Source organism: Xylanibacter brevis ATCC 19188 (assembly GCF_000621725.1).
Classification (GTDB): Bacteria; Bacteroidota; Bacteroidia; order Bacteroidales; family Bacteroidaceae; genus Prevotella; species Prevotella brevis.
The window spans coordinates 13,554-33,436 of record NZ_JHXM01000018.1 but is presented as its reverse complement, the minus strand read 5'-3'; the positions used below and the strand labels follow the sequence as shown (position 1 = coordinate 33,436).

At 51.8% G+C, this 19,883-nt stretch carries 3 protein-coding genes; 1 reads left to right on the top strand and 2 read right to left on the bottom strand.

All coding sequences use genetic code 11. The annotated features are described in order from the left end of the window. Positions 1 to 79: 79 nt before the first annotated feature. Positions 80 to 457, top strand: coding sequence for a VanZ family protein (locus T433_RS0109980; protein WP_027455694.1), 378 nt, complete (start codon positions 80 to 82; stop codon positions 455 to 457). On the opposite strand, the gene T433_RS0109975 is transcribed toward T433_RS0109980, so the two are convergent. Both T433_RS0109975 and T433_RS0109970 read right to left on the bottom strand, forming a co-directional pair. Beyond that, positions 426 to 8,414 (bottom strand): FN3 associated domain-containing protein, encoded by a 7,989-nt coding sequence (locus T433_RS0109975; RefSeq protein ID WP_081778448.1) that lies wholly within the window; start codon positions 8,412 to 8,414, stop codon positions 426 to 428. The two genes, T433_RS0109980 and T433_RS0109975, sit on opposite strands and share 32 nt — an antisense overlap. Positions 8,415 to 8,418: 4 nt before the next feature. Continuing rightward, entirely contained in the window at positions 8,419 to 19,863 is an 11,445-nt protein-coding gene (locus T433_RS0109970) for a hypothetical protein (protein ID WP_155808470.1), read from the bottom strand. Positions 19,864 to 19,883: the final 20 nt, after the last annotated feature.

Here is a 19,883-nt window from a genome sequence, read left to right as displayed (position 1 = left end):
AACTCATTGTCTCATGTTGCAGGATTACGGAATAATTCGTAATTTTGCATGCTACATGCACATCAAAAGACTTTTTCACATGCTATTACTCATCAAGAAATACCCACTGTCTCTGCTCTGCATCACCTTGGTATGGTATCTTTCTATCTGGTTTATGCCGCCCGAGGAGATGGAGCTGCCAAGCATCAACTTCCTGGATAAATGGACCCACTTTGTGATGTATGGCGGCACATGCGCAGTCATCTGGTGGGAATACTTGCGCAGTCATCATAGCATCAATGCCCGCAAGCTGATCTTGTGGGCATGTCTGGCTCCCACCGTGATGGGAGGAGTGATTGAGCTGGTTCAAGCCTATTGCACCGCCAACCGCTCAGGCGAATGGCTCGACTTGGCTGCCGATGCAATAGGCGTAATGATGGGTGCTGTTATGGGACTTGTTTACCGATGGTTACATTAGCAGAGCCTGTTACCTCGGCATTGTTACCACCACCATAGACATTACCTGTGATATTAGCGCCCAAAACTCTTTTCTTAGTATAAGTAGGCTTATTGTTTGCATCCAAGACAGGATTGCCATCAGCATCGAGGATTGGAAGTGATATCATGTTGATATCTTCGCCCGTAGCCGTACCAATATTTACCTGCGTATTGCCAATCACCTTAGCAGCATTACCACCACCAAAGACATCACCAATCGTACCTATCCGGCCATCAACAGCATAGTCACCCAGCACCACATTGACATTGACGGTGGGATTAGCAATCATCACAGCATTGGTACCATAGCCGCCACCATAAATGGTGCCTATGTTGGTAAACGACTTGACATTAACTTCAGGGTCGCCATACAAAGGCGAAGAAGCAGTTTCAATCAGAGATCCGTCCTCGTTATAGCCATAAACAGAATAGCCTGCCTCGTTGCCACCACCATACAGTTCGCCAATGACAATAGGCCTACAGCCAGTTTCCTCAATGTTAATAGTAATCTTACCACGGATGGTTCCACTGATATTGTTACCGCCAAACACGCGATTGAAGTTACCGTTGGTAATCGTCAACGTCACATCGTCGAAGACATCAGCTGCCTGAGCACCGCCATAGACTTCGGTCAGACCAGGGATACATGCCATAATCAGTTTAGCCTCTGCATCCATCGGTGCACTCTTACCGCCACCATAAGCCTCATCGACATGGAAAGCACAGAGAGGTATGCCATTATTGTCAACCTCTTCAAGAATTGTCAGAGCTGTTTTACGCACATTACCCTTCGTATTGGATCCACCAAAGACACGATGAATAGTGCCACCTTTGACATTAACAGCAGCCTCACCACTGCCATAGGAGTAGCGGGCAATGAAATCGGCATTTGTTGCTCTTTCCTCCTTTGTATCCCATCGTTCATCATTCTCAACATCGGAGTAGTCCAGGAAACCGACATTAGCGCCTGGGTTCTTTTTCTTTATGTTGTTAACGACGATACTATCCTTTCCGTTACCGCCTCCAAACAGTTCGCCAATCTCGAAAGTTCCATTGACTTCCACATTCGTAGCAGGTGTTGAGGCTGCATTGCCACCGCCATAGACCTGTCCAATACTGGTGCGGTCGCAACCATCAATGATCACATGGGTAGAACCATTAGCTAAATCCAATGGCATATAAGCTGCCATGTTACCACCACCATAGACAGCTTTAACATCGAATGACTCCAGCACAAAATTGCCATCGGCACTCTTGGTACCTGGTACTTTAGCCGTCTGCGGACCTTCCGCAGGATTGGTGATACGTGTCTGTCCTGCACGTTGAGTCTTATAGACATGCACCAAGACATCGCCCTGAGGAGAGCTATTCACATTATTACAACCAAAGATAAAGCCCTTCACAGCGCAACCGCGAGCATCGTCTGCCACATTCTCATTCAGTTTCACTGTGACATTCTTTGAAACACCCAGACTATCGTTTTCAGTTGTTCCCATACAGCCACCATAGACATTTTGTTCGATAGTGCCTCCCGTGAGATTGACGGTAATCACGCCATGGTCATCGCCGCTCTGCATCTTTCCATAGTCAGGATTATCCACTTCCTCGCCAGATGAAGGATCAATGATTGTTGCCATAGCGAAATAGGTTCCGACAGAAGCAATACGACCACCACCATAGACAGAGCCAAGTATCGTACCATCCTGAACATTCAAAATCGCATTACCTCCAACAACACCGGAAGTCAAAGCCATAGAAGAGCCCTGTCCACCACCAAATATATTACCATCATAGCCCGTAGTACCTACCGTACCTATCACTGTAGCAATATCATTATCTGCTTGGCGAATCGTTGTCACTGCATTGTTCAACACGTGACCATCCTCACCACCACCATAGACTGAGCCATAGACCTTGCCACCGAGTACGTTGACAGACGTCGAGGCTACATTGGTACTGGTATTAAAGAAGATACGTTTGTCGCCCATGCCTCCACCATAGATATGGCCTACAGCAGGATTGGCAACAATATCGGCAGCACTGCGTGGTACACCTACAGTACCATCCGTCATTAGAACCGTGGCAGAGCCAAGAATGTCGGCCATCTCACAACCGCCATAAACGTTGTTCAGTACATGACCGCCACTGATGGTCACACTCGCATTTCCTTCCACACGACCGGCAGAGCGGAGCCATTTGCCTGGTGCATAAGGATAGTAGCCAGAACCACCGGCAAACACGTTACCATAGAACGTATGGCCATCGGTGGCACTGGGATAGCCGCCACGAGCCGAGGGTCCATCCTCGTCGGCAGGCATCTCTGGATAGTTACCACTTGCATCAGCATATTGGTCGTGAGGACGGCCATTATGCTCGAAAGGCCAGTGGTCTGTGGGTGCCAATGTCTCAGCATCCCAATCTGAATAAGCCCTATCGGTGCCCACTCCACAACCAATCTGTCCGCCTGCGATAATCACATTGGTATTTCCCAACACATGACCACTCTCACTACCACCATAGATAGAACCCGTTACCAAGGCCTGATCACTGATGGTGAGTTGTGTCGTATTGAAATAGCATGCCACCTCTAGGTTCGGGTATAAAGCAGGATCGTGCATTTCGCCTCGTCCAGCACCAAACACATGCCCAAAGTCATCAGGACCGCCTTCGGCTGTCATGGTGGCCCCCGTGGCCCCAATCAAGCCACCACTAATCGTCACCTGACAAAGGCCGCCCGACAAGCATTCGTAGGGTTTGCCCAGCGGCAGTGTAGCAGCGGGATGGGCCGTGTTATAAGCCTCATCGACAAAGGCATACTTACCCACCGTACCCATGGCGCCACCGCCATAGACATTGTGAGCCACATGGCCGCCAAAGATCTGCACGTGAGTGTTGCCCCACACCTGACCCGACATGGGGTTATAGTAGTATTTTCCGCCTTTGACATACGTATCGGTGCCGCAGCCGCCACCATAGACATTACCACGGTGGGGATAGCGCGGACCACCATTGACATTACGGTCCAGGACGCCTATCAGTCCACTGTATATCTTCATGTCGGTATCGGCAAACGTGTGACCATTCTCACCACTGCCATAGACCGAGCCCGTAATGACAGGTCCGGTAGCAGAACCAGAGGTACCGATGGTGACATGCGTCTCATAGACCCACGCCATCTGGTCGTAGGGATCCACGCCGTCGTCGCCGGGTACAGACACATCACCACGCGAAGCGCCAGACACCATACCATTGTTCATACCCGTGGTACCAATCTGACCGCCCAGGATCGTCACATGGCATGCACCCGTATTGCTGGTACGCAGCGATGCCGGCAATCCGGTCTCACCACTGTAGGTAAAGTCGCCCACCGAACCGATGGCACCACCACCATAGACGTTGTGATAGATCCTGGGCGAACCGTTGATGAGGATGTGCGTATTGCCCTTCACCAGTCCGGCCATCTTATCGTCCACCTTTCCTTTACCGCCACCATAGACGTTGCCATAGACAGCGGCTCCCAGGCCTTGAACACCGATGGCGCCACCGCTCACCGTGACGTAGGTGTCGCCAATGACGCTGGCCTCCTCGCCACCGCCAAAGACACTCTTCGTGACACTCATCACCTTGCCGCCAGTGACTGTGGTGTGACCATCTACGGTCAGCGTCACATCACCCGTGACGACACCAAGGTTGGTCAGATCCACAGGCGTATAGAGGATGTGGTTGGTTCTGTCAATAGCCGTCGCTGCAGAGTTGACCACATCACGGTGTTGCCAGGTGTAGGTCACCGTAGAAGGCAGCACAGCCTCCAGATAGGCTCCCAGGTTCACGTCGTAGTAAGGCTCCGTCTGGAAGTGGTCGTCCATCACTGCCACTGGTGGCAGACTGGCCGAGTAGCCTGCGCCAAACACGTTGCCCTCCACCACACAGTTGGTGAGCGTGGACTTGACAGGGCCTGCCACCATGCCGAGGTTACCACCGCCATAGAAGTTGCCCACACACTGACTGAAGAGGTCGAGCGTGCCCAGCGGACTGGTGGTGATGGTGCAATCTGTCAGCTTTGAGGTGACGTCGCGCGTGGTAGCCAGCGAGAAGCTGACATAGTCAACAAACAGACGGGCCACGTTGTTAGCGTTGTCAGACATGGGGATAAACTGATAGTCGATGCGCGACTCCACGCCAGAGGCGTTATATCTGTATTGTATGCCATTATTACCAGAAACCCAGGCATTCCAGTCGATGTTGGACACCTTGTTCTGGTTCTGAGGATAGCGGCGGTTATAAGAGTTGCCGCCATAGCCAGCGCCGAAGAAGGTGCGGAAGATGCAGTTGGAGGCATTGGTAGCCACCTTCTTATTACTGTTCATATCGCCAAACTTCGGACCGCCACAGAACTGATCCACACGACTGTTGGTGATGACTGTCACGATGTTGCCCTCGGCAATATGGGCTGCATTGATACCACCGCCATAGAACTCGTTGATATCGGCATTATCTATCTGCCACACGATGTTGCCCGTATCGTCGGCACCACCAGCTGCGCCAATGCCCTGCATGCCTGTACCGGCCACCTTGTCGAAACGGCCGCCATTGATATAGCACTCGGCATTATCGGCATATTTGTTGGCAGGACTGTTATAGTAGCCCGTCAGGTAGAAGATGTCATAATCACCACCTGTAACCGAGATGGGCGGATGCGGACTGACAAAGTTTTCCTGCGTCTTATCCTGGTGCACGCCGATGTGGAACTCCTTGAACCACACATTGCCACCCACGTGGTAGTAGGTCACCGACTCGGCCTCATGGTGATAGACCTCAGCACCGCCGACAGTCACCCACTGCTCTATCACGCCACCTTGCAGAATCATCGGGCTCTCGGCTCTGCCGGAGTTAGCGACATTGATGTTCAGGTAGTCGTACTCCAACTGCGTCACACGGAAAAGACCCGTGTTGGTGCATTCAAACCATCCGTAGGGCTGCATGATACCCAGATTATAGGTACCCGTACCGCCAAAGGATTTCTGAGCCATACCCAGACCAATGACATTCAGGAAGTCTATTCTGACGGGATGCACTCTTTTACGAGAGTCGAAGCGAAGGATATAGGAATAGTCGGGCTCATTGTCTTTATCCAGGTCGATAGACATGATGGTATAGGGCAGCGTTTTGGCCTCGCTTGAAAGCTTCAGACTATGCACATTGCCCACCAGCACGATGGCATTATCGTAAACAGAGCCAGATGGTGCCAGTGCTGTGACAGCTGCTTGCATCGTTGTATAGACGTTCTGACTGCTGCCATTGATGTTGTAGGCCACCGCATTGGAGTAACGTGCTCCGTCGCCAACGGTGGTCACGTAGGCCGGTGTGCCATTGTTCATGGCCTGGTTGTAAACCACGTCGGGATATTCGTCAGCCACATACACACACTTGCCCCAATAGGGTTCGATGGTGATGGAGGTCACGCCCTCGGGCACATCGAAGTAAGCGCCCTGACTAAACACACGCTCACCTACACTATACAAGTCCTTGTCGGTGCTCTTGCGATCAGCAAAGTTATAAGGTGTCGTCAGCGTGATGTCGCCATTCGCATCGACTATTGCCGTTGCGTCGGAACCGGTAGAGAAGCTATGTGTGCCACCACTGATGGCAACGATTTTCCAGCCCGTCACAACTTTATTGTTGGTATAGTTCTTCGAGCCCACATCGTTGTAATAGGGCAACTGCACCTTGTAGTAGTTGAAATTGAAGTGCGCTGGGTCTTTGTCGGTGATATTGGGTGTGACCGAGGGCACCTCGATATTGGCACCGGCAGGCGCACCGCTCGATGCGTTCTGGATGTAGATGATCAGCGTGCCGAACTTACGTCCCTGGTTATACTGTGTCTTCCTGGTAGCAGCATCGCTGGCAAAGGCCTCGGCATGGTCTGCGTCGATATTAACCACTGAAGAATACTTGCCTGGTGTTTTAAGAATAGGATATGGCGTCGTACTACCTATCTGCGAAGGTTCCAGCACCCACTTCATCATATCATCCACATTCTCGCTGCTGCCCGTGGCCCACCATGCTGCCAGCGCACGGTTGCTGTTCAGCAGCGGACGGAAGAACTCGAAGCGCTGCAGGAAGCGGGTCTCTGCCGAGAGGGCGCAGTTATAGACATCAATATGGCGGTTCTGAACATAAGAGGCACCAGCCCAGAAGTAGTTGAAGTTACTGACGCCCGACTGATCACTGCGGTTGGTGATTACCTTACCGTTGTAGATCGGTGCCGCCGACGAACCGCTCACCTCGCCATAGAACATGCAGTTCATCACCATGGTCTTGAGGTTGGCCGATGTCGTTGCCACGCTGTTGTAGCCCACGATACCACCCACATAACTGCCTCCCGACACATGGGCATAACTGAAACAGTTGATGACACGCGCACTGCCGTCGAGCAGACCTACAAGTCCGCCCACGTAGTTGCTGCCACTGACGGTACTGCTGCAGTTGGTCAGTCTGTTATAGCCATCCTTATCGGTCTCCACCGTGCTGCCCGTGGCCAGCACGCCACAGTTGAAGATGCGCGTGGTGCCGGTAGCCTCAGCACAGATGGCGCCCACATTCGTGCCACCACTGATGCTGACATTGTCGAGGATGACATTCTTGATCATGGCATTATTGGCATAGGCGATGAAAGGATGGTCAAGTCCCGACACCACCACCATGTTGCCATCAATCGTTCCACTGAAAGGATGGTCGGAGGTGCCGATGGGGGCCGTCGATGTGAAATTGTCTGCCAGGATATAATTGCCCGTCATATCCGTAATATCGCTGGAAGAAGACACCTCCGTGGGAGGCAGAAGAACAGCCTCAGCAGAGATGACATAGCCTGGTTTGGTGGCAACAGTCCTGAAGACCGTGGAACTGCTCCAGACGACGGGAGCGCTGTAAACCGGCGATGCCGACGTGGCAGGTGTGTCGTTCGTGGTATAATGAATGACAGCACCCTCTGTACCACACGTCACCATAATCTTACTGCTATGAATCGATATGATCGGCTTTTCGCAGACAGGCAGTTCATAAGTGCGGGCTGGCGTAGAGTAAGGATCGCTGGCCAGCTTGGCTATGGCCTTGATGACACGCATGTTCTCCGTCTGACTGACGTTGACCGTGGTAGTACCAGTGCCTGTATAGGACGACATGGTCGGCGTGCTGCCATCGGTGGTGTAATAGATAGCGGCACCAGCAGCGGCTGTAATGGTGAAGGTACCATCGAAATTGTTCGTGATGGTAGGCGCTGTAATCGTTATGGCCGATTCAAAATACCATCTGGCAGCATCCTCGTCAGTCCAATAACCGACGCCACCACCAATGTTGACGGTTCCAGAAGGGGTGACAATCGTTCGATAATTAGTGAGGTCAGTTCCTGCCTGATTACCACCAGCAGGATCGAGATAGGTCGTTGTCTTCTTGTTGACGACATCATTCATATCCTTATGTCTGATGTTAAAGGGGCCGGTGGAACTGCCGTTGGTTTTGATTTCAAACAGATGATTATTGCCGGGTGTCGTGACTGTTTCGAGGTGTACCCTCAAACGACCTACGGAATTTTCCGTAGAGCTTTCGTAGGCGGGGTTGGCCGTCAGATACTTGCCGTCGGGGATATGGATGATATGGTAGTAGTCGCCTACTTTCTCCACCATCCAGCAACTGTTTTCCACCTGTCTAGTCTTTGCTGTTGTCAGATGTGGCTGTCCCGTAGTGTAGTCCGCGTTTGTGGCTGGTACCAGATAGAAATTATTGGCAGGAGTGTCTGCATTGTAACCATTGCCATTGGCAATATAATATACACCAGAATAGTCTTGTGCCCACATGCCAGTACCACCAAATACCAGCATGGTCAGGGCGACAGCCAACTTCTTGATCACTTGTTTCGTATAATCGTATATCCTTATCATAACTTTATCTTACAACTATTTTCTTCTGATATCTGCCACCATCGGCATTCAACATATAGATACCTCCCACACCGACACGCGTGCTGACGGTTTGTCCTGGCTGTATGGTGAACGAGCCGACCTTCACACCTGCCGTGTTCACAATGTGTACATCGGCAGCACGACGCAGCGTTGAGGTGACTATGATGGTATGGCGACGCAGACTGAACTGCAGACCGCCCTCGCCTATTTCCTCCTCCGAAGGCTTCTGCTCATCGAAAGCGAAGGAGGTGTCCTTGCCTACAAACAGGATAGACTGCACATGGCGACGCGATGCTGAAGGGCTGGCCACGAAGTACGGACGGAATGGCGTTGCTTCCAGACCGCCAACAGGCGTCGCATCAAAGCTATTACCCTCTGCATTCAAAAGGTAGCCATTCGTCACCTTACTCATATAGTTGGGCACGAAGGCATAGCCATCGGCAGGCACGCTGTTCAGCTCATCATCACTGACGCCAATGGTGATGGCCGGTTCGGAAACGAAACTGATGACCTGCTTGTTGAGTCGTGCGGGGACCACGCTGGCCGTGTTCTGCGCGGTCCAGTCGCCACTGAGGTCAAACTCATAGTAGGTCTTGCCCGGGAAGCCTATCAGATAAGGCTTTGCCGTGGTCAGCAGCGGATAGTCTGAGAACTCACGTCCGTTCTCATAGTAGGTCTGGTAGGTGTCGTTGTTGGCATCCTTCTGCGCGTTCTTACTGTAATAGTAATCCCACAGGAAGGTGTTGTCCACCTGTTTGTCATCGCCCGTGGCCTGCGGATAACTGAAGGCCGCTGTGAATACCTGCTCGTCCTCGGCCGACTTACCCTGATACTCGCGCAACCAGTACTCGTGACCCGTCTTCGCTCCATTCTCTTCCAGCGTGCGACTGCCACTGTAGAAGTGTGTAATCTCACCCTTATCCTGCGTAGATACCAGTTCGGCTGTGAATGGCAGGCTGACGGTCTCCCATCCCTTGTTGATGTCCACATAGAGGTCAGGCGTGCGCTGATGCCACATACGCTTTCCTGAGGCGAACGTATAACTCAACGGACAGTTGAAATCGCGCTTGTCGACCAAGAGATGATCGCTGATTGCCGTGAGGTTGCTCTGCACCAAGTGGCCATGAACCGTAGAGGCAGGTGCCACCTTCACGCGATGGTAGTCATCATCCACGTAATAATCTGTATAGTCTGGATCCACAAAATAGTTTGTCAGCACTTCGTTTGTCTTGGCATTCAGTTCGACAGAAGGTGCATAGACCAACAAGTTGGTGGTCTCACCCTCGTTGGTGATACTGAGCAGTCCGTCAGCATCGTCCAGCATAGGCGGATAGAAGGAAGCCGGCGTCGCAGCACCTGTGGTGCCCAGTGCCCACGTGTTGTCGTTATGTCCGGCGAAGTCAATAGCCGTCATATTCGGATAGGCTGGTTTCAAGTCAGTATCCGTAACAGACTTCGGGGCAGATTTTGCAGCAAGCACAGCCGAGATATTAAAGTGAGCCTTGTCCATCACCTTACTCTGATAGTAGGCCGGTGCACGATAGACGCGGTTGCCGGCACCACTCAACGATAGGCGGTTGCCATTCTTGATGATGTGCTTAGGTGTGTCATCGTGCGGACGAGACATGTTATATCCGTAGGTCAACGTCTGTCCGAAGAAGATGTAGTCATCGGGCCAGATGGGTGCATAAGAGACGGTGCTGACAGCACCATTGTTGTCCACACGCATACGGTCATCATAAGTCTCAGGTATGCTACCCCCCGCATAGATAAAGTCGCCATCCTTATAGCGGTTCTCTACATAGCCCACATCACCATAACGGGCATCGGGCGTTGTCGGGTAATAGCCTGTGAGCATCTGTTCCGACAGCACATCATTCTCTGCCTTCAGGTAGTGGTAGGCCTGTCCACTAGAGAGCTGTTTGTCGTAATAGCGTTTGTTCAGATAGAAGCCGTTCAGGTTATAGGCCACCGTACCGTTATAGAACGCCTGTTCACTCATGGCCGTAGCCACGCCATGCGTGTTGGCCGTGGTCTTATAGTTCTTGCCACTTTGGTAGTAGCAGTTCACCAGTTGGCGCGTGGTAGGCTCCTCGTCGGAAGGATTACCGAAGACCGCATAGACCGAACCATCGGGTGTTCCCGTCGTGTTGATCCAGCAGTTCTCCACATAGCCATCGCCCGTATCCACGACACCTGCCGAAGCAAACGAGCCAGTCACGCCCAGGTTATAGACACTGCCACAGAGCTTGCCAAACAACGAGTTGTTCAGTCCGCTGATGGTATAGCCATCGCCATGCAGATTTCCGGCAAAGCACTGTTCATCATTGCCAATGGGCGTCCAGTCGGTATATGCCTTTGGTGCCACATCACTGCTCAGGATGAACTCCAGGTTGGCACCACCCTTCACCCTACTATCGAGCAGGGCATGTCCTGCCGTAGCGCCCGTAGCAGCCTCTGTCGTCTGCAGGCTCAGGTCGTAGAAGTCCTTCAACAGGTCGAGTTTGCTCTTGCCAGCGTCCGACGTACAGTTGCCACCATTGATATATATCTTTGAATTACGAGTCACATCAGGATGATCCACATACAGATGATGATCCTTGTCGGCCATCACGGCATCCATATCATGATAGTTGGCTACCGTGACTGGCACGTAGTTAGAGTAGGTCTTACCCAAATAGGTCTTCGAATAGAAAGCAATCCATGCTTTCTGATCCTGATACCAGTACAGCGGTGTTCCATTGTTCTTGAATGGCACGCCATTACGGCGCAACATCGCATCATGTTCGTCTGCAAACATCTCCCAACCGCTGGTCAGCACCTCGTAAAGACCGGGATTCACCGTAGGAGCCTTCAGTCCAAGATTTGTGCCAGGCAGCACAACAGGAGGTGCATTCAGCAAGCCAATTTCTGGTGCACCACTCTCCAGTTGCAGATGAACGTTCAGCACGTGCAGCTCATTGACCAGGCTCATACCTTCGCCCTCTTCATCAGGTTCGTAGTAGGTGTACTGATAAACGGCCGTCAGAATCTTCTCTGATGTCACATCCCTGGCTGTTGATTCGCGCGACACAAAGAGTGTTGTCGTCTCGGTTGGCTCAGAACCACGTATTGAGAAAAGCTTCTGGTAGTTAGGAATCGTGGCAAAGACACTGGCAGAGATTACCGAACCCTTTTGTCCTGCAGTACCACGCTCTGTCGTGAACGAAGCAGAAGGTGTATAAGACTCATAGCAGTAATACACCGTGTTCGCCAGACCACCCTTCTGGAAGGTAATAGAATCAACCTTGGCACGGTTGACAGCCGACAGCAACTTAAAGTCTTTCTCACTGATTTCCTGTCCCTTTGCATAAGGTGTACCATTGTCTATCAACGACTCGTTGACAATAAATACCTTCTGTTCGCCAGACCCTGCGGGCACCACAATGCTTGAATAGTGCAGTTGATCGTTTCTAACTTCCTCGTACTCCTCACGCGTCAGTTTGTTGCCCGAGGCAATCGTGTGTTCCACGTTGTCATTATCATAATAAGTCAGAGTGCCAGGGCCGTCGTAAATGGCATCATACTCTACCGCCTTCACATCGCTATACGGACTCTTATAATAAACATCCGTGAAGCCCTCGCCATGATAGTCTGGGTCAACCAGCAAATCAAGGGCATCATAGTTGAAATCGAAATTCTCACGTGCATCTGTCAGCGAGCACCACGACTTGATGGCGCTATAATTCTGGCCTGCCTCATAGTACTGACCGCCATAGAGGCCATCGCTCTTGACGTAGTAGGCTTCAGACAGATGAGCCTTCACATACTCCAGCGCCTCCGCATTGGTGACAGAGTCGGCATTAATCCTGCTGTTGTTGTACTCCTTGTATTTCCGAGCCAGTTCTTCCAGGCTTTCGTCGGTTCCGGATACCAGTTCTCCGTTCAGGATATACGACTCTTCGCCAATCTGGATGGTGTTGATGCAGACCATAGCAGGCTCAAACTTCGACTTATCATCCAGCGCATCGTAAGCTTCCTGACCAATCGCATTACCTTTCTGAGTGTTTGCGAAATCTTCCAATGCCACATAAGCTGGCTCCACAACAGCCTGTCCTGTGGGTGGCTGCGGCATGCGAACCACCGTAGAGACATAGTCGTCATGAGCTTCCTTCGTGATCACATCGCCCACTTCATACTCACGCTGACCATACAGACCTGAGGCTCCCGTCAACGTGAATGTAGGACCCTCTATATAGCCAGACTTATCAGGCAGTGCCTTATAGGCATCCTTTCGTATCTTGTCGCCGTCAGCGTCCATCAGCGGACTATACCAGTCGTTCCAATCCTTCGGGCTGTCCATCTTCACGGTGAGCACATAGCCCGTGTCATGGCTAATATTGTTCGACGAGTGGAACATCGAGTTCAGGTCTGTCACCTCTTCACCGAGTGCATTGCACACCGTGTGGTTTCCAGACACAAAGTTTTGCCAGGCCGTTGTGCTATGAAGTGTGGCATCATCTTCAAGAACGAATGCACCTGCAGAATAAGGCGTGCCATCAATGATACAAGAGTCCACGTTGACGCGGGTTTCCTTGACAAAGTATCTCTGTTCATTATCCGGCAGCTGGTGCCAGTCCCACCACGAAATGACGTCGTTCAGGTAGTACGTCATACTCTCGTTTTCCACCTTCACACCGTCGGGTGTTATCTTCTCCGTCCGCTCATCGTTAGCATAGTAAGCATAGAGGCTGGGCTGGATGTTCAGCAGTCTGAGTCGTCCGTTAGAGCCAGCAGTGATGGTCAGCGGGATCTTGACCTCTTTTGAGTAGGCCGATGCAGAACCAGCATAGGCAGACACTACCTGGTCGTAAATATACACCTCACCCTTGATGTACCAATAGTGGGCAGGCGATATCACGTAACCATCATCATAGACACCGTTGTTCGGGTAACAGTCATCCACGATACGCTTTGACCTATGGATAAAGTTGCCGCTGGTCTGGTGGTCCAACAGCACCGTTGGACTATATATAAATATCTTATTGGTCAGCGCCTCATCACCATTCTTCATATTATAGACAGACAGCAGAGTGTTCTCATGAGATATCTCACTGCGCTCACCATGTTCATTGCGTGCATAGACATAGCCACCACCCTCAATGTCCTTCTTCACATTAATCAGGTCCAGTTCAACCACACCTGTAATATCGCCATATATCTTGTTTTTCGGTGTACTCCGCTCCGAGGTCAATTCCAGATACACACCAGATGCCAATGCCACCTGATTAATAGAAGTACCATTATTACGGTCGCGCTTGTCTATGTGACTTGTCTTCCAGCTATAATAGGTTTCAGTGTCGTCAGTCTTGGCATTACCGCGCTCCACATATCTGTAAGGATCACTAAAGTGCACATCGCTCGTCAAGCCTCCCAAATAGTTCACCACGCTATAGATACCGAAGTAGTTGCCATGAAGTGCATTCTCTGCATTCAGATAGTCATCAGGTGACTGGTCGCTCACATTCAGCGCTGGCACAGCACCAGGCTTCAGCGCCAGGTCTTCAGCAATCACCGAGTGTTTCTGGTTCAGCGAGAGCTCGCCAACACGGTTGATGGTGTATTCCGTTGCATCGCCCACGTCAGCCACACGGTCCTTGGCACCCTGCAAAACCAATCGACTGCCAAATACGCCACAGAAGTCTGCACGCTGGATGGTGTTCAACAATCGTCCGGCATAGATAGAACAGAAGCCATACTGCATCCAGTATTCCGGAATCTTATAGGCAGCGGGCAAAGCATTATACTCTTCCTCACTGATACGATCGGTTACGTGGTAAGACTTACCACCAATCACCACATCCTGCTGGCACTGGTATTCCAGTTTGAAGTAAGCACGCTCACGGTTGGTCAGCTTCTGATAGTCTTCCAACGAGATTTGCTGATCCAGTCCGTAGTAGTCCGTACCATAGTTCGTGATGTTCAGTTCGCGATAGCCACCCACCAACGACAGGTTACCACCACCATAGAGACCACCCGTATGCTCTGTGCCCACGGTGATATAGTCATGGTGGTACACATCGTTGAGTGTTGCCGTGGTATTACCGAATACTGTGGTTGCATTGTTATAGCTCTCACTGTTAGACGACACGTTACCACCAGCAAACACAGCATTATGGATATGCACACCGCGCTCCACCCGGTCGTCGGCTGTCAGTCCGTCGCCTGTATAGAGGTTGGCCCATCTGCTGTCTTCCTTATCGGCAGGCAGAGTGTTCAGATAGTCGGTAGGCACATAGTCATAAGGACCGTAAACCTTTCCCTGGAACGTCACCGGTGTGCCGTTCTTTCTGATTTGCAGCTGTGGCGAAACCACCACCTTACAGTCTTCTGTCAGGTGTCCTTCGCTGTCGTAGTAGTAGTAATGGTTAGGCGAGCCCGTACCAATCTTTCGGCTGTTCTCACTGAAGTAACCACGACCATAGACATAGCCCACATCGCCACCGCCAAACACGTTACCATAGCCAGACGCCAGTCCTTCGTCGGTACCGATTTCACCACCATACACGTTCACTGCAGTCTGTCCGAACACGTAGCCGTCGGTATAGAAACCGTGAATACCGCCATATCCCAGAATGTTATAGCCCTTACCGCCACCGAACACGTTGCGCTTCACATGACCGTTATAGATTGTTACGTTGGTGCCGCCATACAGATAGATGCTGTCCAGTTCACGAATCTTGTTGTCCACATCGCTTTCGTGCACCTTACCGCGTCCGATGGTAGCAATCTCACCACCGCCAAACACGCTGTTACGTATCATGCCGCCCCACACGGTGACATAGCTCGTATCCACACTACTGTTGTCGTCGTAGCCACCGCCAAAGAGGTTACCACAGTCCGACAGTCGATCCTTACCCACGTGGTCGCTCCAGGTCTCATCGTTGACCTTCTCTACGTAAGTACCTCTCTCGGTGTCATAGTAATAGCCAATGTAGCCATTGTTCATGGTCAGTGTGGCTCGGCCGATGACCGAACCACCTTCACCACCGGCATAGGCGTTACGCAAGATGGCTGGCACACCATCATAATAGCCATAATCTTCGGGCAGCGCTTCTGTACGATCCTGGCGGATACCAATCACCACATTTGTCTCTCCGGGAATATTTTCCACGATGGTCTTCTTGCCGTTCTGTGCTGTCTCGCTCCTAGTATAACCCACGTCACCTTGCCATCCACCGCCATAGACGTTACGAGCCGAACCGCCCTCTATGTAAGCAGTGGCACTGGCCGTGAAGGTTCCTGCTTTATAGTAGTCCTGCACAGCACCACTGGTACCACCGGCATACATATCCTTATTGACATTACCGCCCAACAAGTCGATATAAGTAGAACCGCTGACCACAGCATTCGTACCATAGCCACCACCATAGGCGTAGTTAACCACCGTGGCACCCTTGTGGATGTGTACGTTCGTATTGTATTTCTGGCCATCCATACGCACGGCATGCGCCAACGGAATGTCCAGACCGTCATCAAAGCCCTCAGCATTCTCGTAGCCAGGCAGTGTAAGGTCAAGTGTTGGGTCGAGCTCTTTCCACTTGCGCAGCGACTCTATGTTCAGCACCTTACCGTTGTTTCCTCCACCATAGACCTCATAGACCTTGGCACCGTCATACAGGTTCACCTCGGTATATTGCGACCAAGTGTCAGAACCGAAACCAGCACCATAGACCGTAGCCAGATAACCATTCTCCTTATCCTTCCACACCGGCACATTGATGTTCACTTGGCCATAGAGGGTACGGTCGGCAGAGTTGTTTCCACCGAAGAGCGCTCCCACACGAGCCTCCTCGCTACAATAGTTCACATGCGCTTCATAGACGTCGCAAGGATAGAGAGGATCGGCACCATAGGCACCACCAAAGATGCTGTCCACGAAAATGGACGAGCCCTGCGGCACATTGACAACCGAACGGCGGGTGACGCCCTCCTCGTAGCTACCACCAAACACGCTCTTCACCTGACCCGTCATCAGGTCGATGATGGCAGAACCACTGTCCGGACGTCCCTCAACGGTGCCCTCAAGTGCATTCGTATAGCCACTCAGCGTCAACGGATTGACACCCATACCCAGACCGCAGTTGGCACCAGCACCGAAGATCTCCACATTCTGATATTTAGAGGTGGTCTTTGGAATCTCTACCAATATATAACTACGGTTCTGCATACTGTCCACGCCCAGTCCCTTCAGGTGTCCCTGACCTGCGCCGAAGATTCTCTTCAGTGAGTTTCTGACGTGCACATTAGGACGGAAGTTGACAAAGGCATTGTCCATACGGGGCTTGGTGAATCCGGGCTTCGACGCACCGTCAGGATAAGTGTACTGACGGTAGTGAGCATCCGTATAGTCATAGTCGCCATAGCAACCACCAAAAAGGTGGCTCACATTTCCCTGAATATACTCCACATAGGCAGAGGCATTCGTCACGTCGGGCACGTCTGCAGAATCTGGGTTATGCACCATGTCAACCACATTGTCGTTGATACGGTTCATAAAGTTACCCTTGTTCAGGATGCGTCCACCCAGGTCATTACCACCATACGCATGGTCACGCACCCAGGGGAATCCCAACACATCATGACCATCGGCATCTGTGCCATTACGTCCGATATACATCTCCGTATGTCCGTAGATGTCGGCATTACAGCTACCAGCAAAGGCGTTGAACACACGACCGTTACCCAGGTTTACAACCACATCGCCGGCAATGGGTGCCTCAAACGAACCGCCATAGATAAACTCAGCCTCAGCCATATCGTCGTCGTCCTCTTCATGTCCTCGGTGCACACCTTCCACAGAGCCTTTCAGGTTGACATAGCAACTATTCTCCGGGTGATAGGAATAGACCAGCTTCCAGGCCTCAGGGTCGAAGTAGTCAGCATTGCCGACAGGACCATTCTCGCCACCACCAAAGACCTGGAACACGTAGCCCTTATTGATATTCACCGTCGTGCTGCCCCATATCTCTGACTCGGGTCCATAGCCGCCGCCAAACACGTTCAATGCCCGACCCAGCACATCCATGCCCTGCTCATCGAGGATCACACCCGAGCGGCGCTCTGTCACATGATAGTCGCTGTTACCATAAAGGATCGCTTCACCCTCGTTCTGTTCCACCTGGTCGAAGATGGCAAACTCGCCCTTGCGGTCAACGATAGACGCATTGACATTGATAATCACATTGCCGTTCACATGACCGGTGTTATAGCAGCCGCCATAGACGTTACCACCCTTCAGTCGGCGGTCATGGTCGGCAGCCGTTGTGGTGCCGGGCAACAGTCCCTCGGAACTGACGTTCTCGCCCGTAGCAGCACTGATGGTATTCCATTCCAACGCAGTTTTGCTGGCATTCCATCGCTTGGGCTGAATCTTCAATCCTGCAAAGTTCAACTCCAGCTTGTCGCCATTGGCATCGGCATTGCCCAGCAGTCCGCCTAGATATTCCGCATTATAATCGTCGGTGGCATAGACGTTGGCATTATTACAACCACCCACCACCTTGTTATATATGATAATCTTATCGACGAAGTCAACGGTCATCTTACCGTCTGTCATGATGCTTCCCACGTTACCGCCGCAATAGAGAGAGCCGAACATCGAGCTGTAGGGGATATAGTCATTAGGATCGCCACGGTGTGTATCCTCAAACAGCACATTGGGCTTCACCTTCATGGCGCAACCCTCCATGTACTTGGCAAAGAGCAACGAGTCCTTCAGGTTCATCGAGTTGAAGCGCGAACCATCGGGGGTCTGGTCGGTACTTGTCAGCGTGCGCAGCACACCCTCTTCACGACCTTGCTCGTCCACGGCCTCGTTGTATTTCACCATGTTCTCGCCATTGTTGCCCAAGAACACATTGTCGATGGTGACATAGGAGCCGATCTTGATGTGCGGCTGACGGGTGTCGAAGTTGCTTCTGGCCGTCTGTTCGCGCAGCGAGGCACTGTTGCCACCCACGTAAAGGGCGCCCTCTACGAGTACAGGTTTTTCTTCAGTGCCACGAACCAGGATAGACACCTGTTCGGCATTCGGTCGGAAGATGTTCAGGGCCTCGGCCGACTGCATCTGTGTGAAGGAGGTGCCCTCCAGTCCCAGGATCTCTGCAGGGTTATAGTAGAAGTCATGCCACTTGGGGTCGTCCTTCAACTTCGGATTGTCGGTATAGGCATACGAGCCGTTGCCGCCACCATAGACATTACCATAGATATGCGTCAGGATACCTACGGTGTTACCACCATAGACGTTGCCCGAGATATCATTACCGCCATAGACATTGGTCACGTGTCCTCCCAGCACACGCACACGCGCTGCATAGCCACCAGGAATATTGTTCGGGTTGTCGGAAGGATCCAACTGTATTTCCGTATAGGGCACGGGATGATTGTCGTCGCCGTCATAAAGCGCACGCACATCGGCCTTACGGCATCCGCCATAGACATTCTCCACAACCATGCTGTCGCCTTCCACCTGCAGGAGCAGGCCCTCAGGACTGGTCATACGGCCTTCGTTACCGCCACCATAGAGGTTACGCACAGAACCGCGAATCAGGTTCCATCGGGGGCGTATGGCCATCTCAGCCTTGTTGTTTCCGCCAAACAGGCGTCCTATCTGATAGGCATTGCTGTGAGGATAGGTAAACGTCAGGTTGATGCCCATCTTGCTTTCCAGTCGGTCATCGTTCAGCACCTCGCCAGCCTGGTTGGCATTCGGATTGGTAGCATCAATAATGCTGCCAACTGCTGCGCTGGGGTTGTCCAGACAGATTACCGTTTTCTTCTTCACCGTGGCATTATTACCGCCACCATAGGCATAGACGATAGAGCCACCCAGTATCTCCAGATAGGTCTTTCCCAGTTCAGGCTTAGGCAATCCGAAATAGGGGTTCGGTGTCTCGCCGTCTTCCAGCTTCAGCGAGTTGTAGTCATAGTCACCATTACCGCCGCCAAAGAGCTGTCCGATATACACCTTCTTGGCATCAGCAGCAGCCCTGATCTTTCCGCCGACGATCTCCGTCTTGGTGGAAAGGCGTACAAAGGCATTCCATGTACTATCAATCTTATTCTGTCCGGCACCGGTGCCCACCCGCGTCAGTTGCTTAGGGATAGAGTCTGACGAGCCGATGCTTCCGGCAATGTCATTACCACCATAGAGATGGTTGATCACGATATAGTTGGAGGCATGCTCGCCATCGACATGCACAAAGGCAGAGCCTTGCACATCGGCCATACGTGCACCACCATACACCCTGTTCAGGTCGCCGGCATAAATGGCAACGGTCGTGTTTCCTTTCGTATTGCCCACATTACCGCCACCATAGACGTTGCCGCCAATGGTAATCTGTGCCTGCACTGCCAGTGCAGACATCCAACTCAGTAATATGGTCATTAGCTTTCGCATTTCGTTTG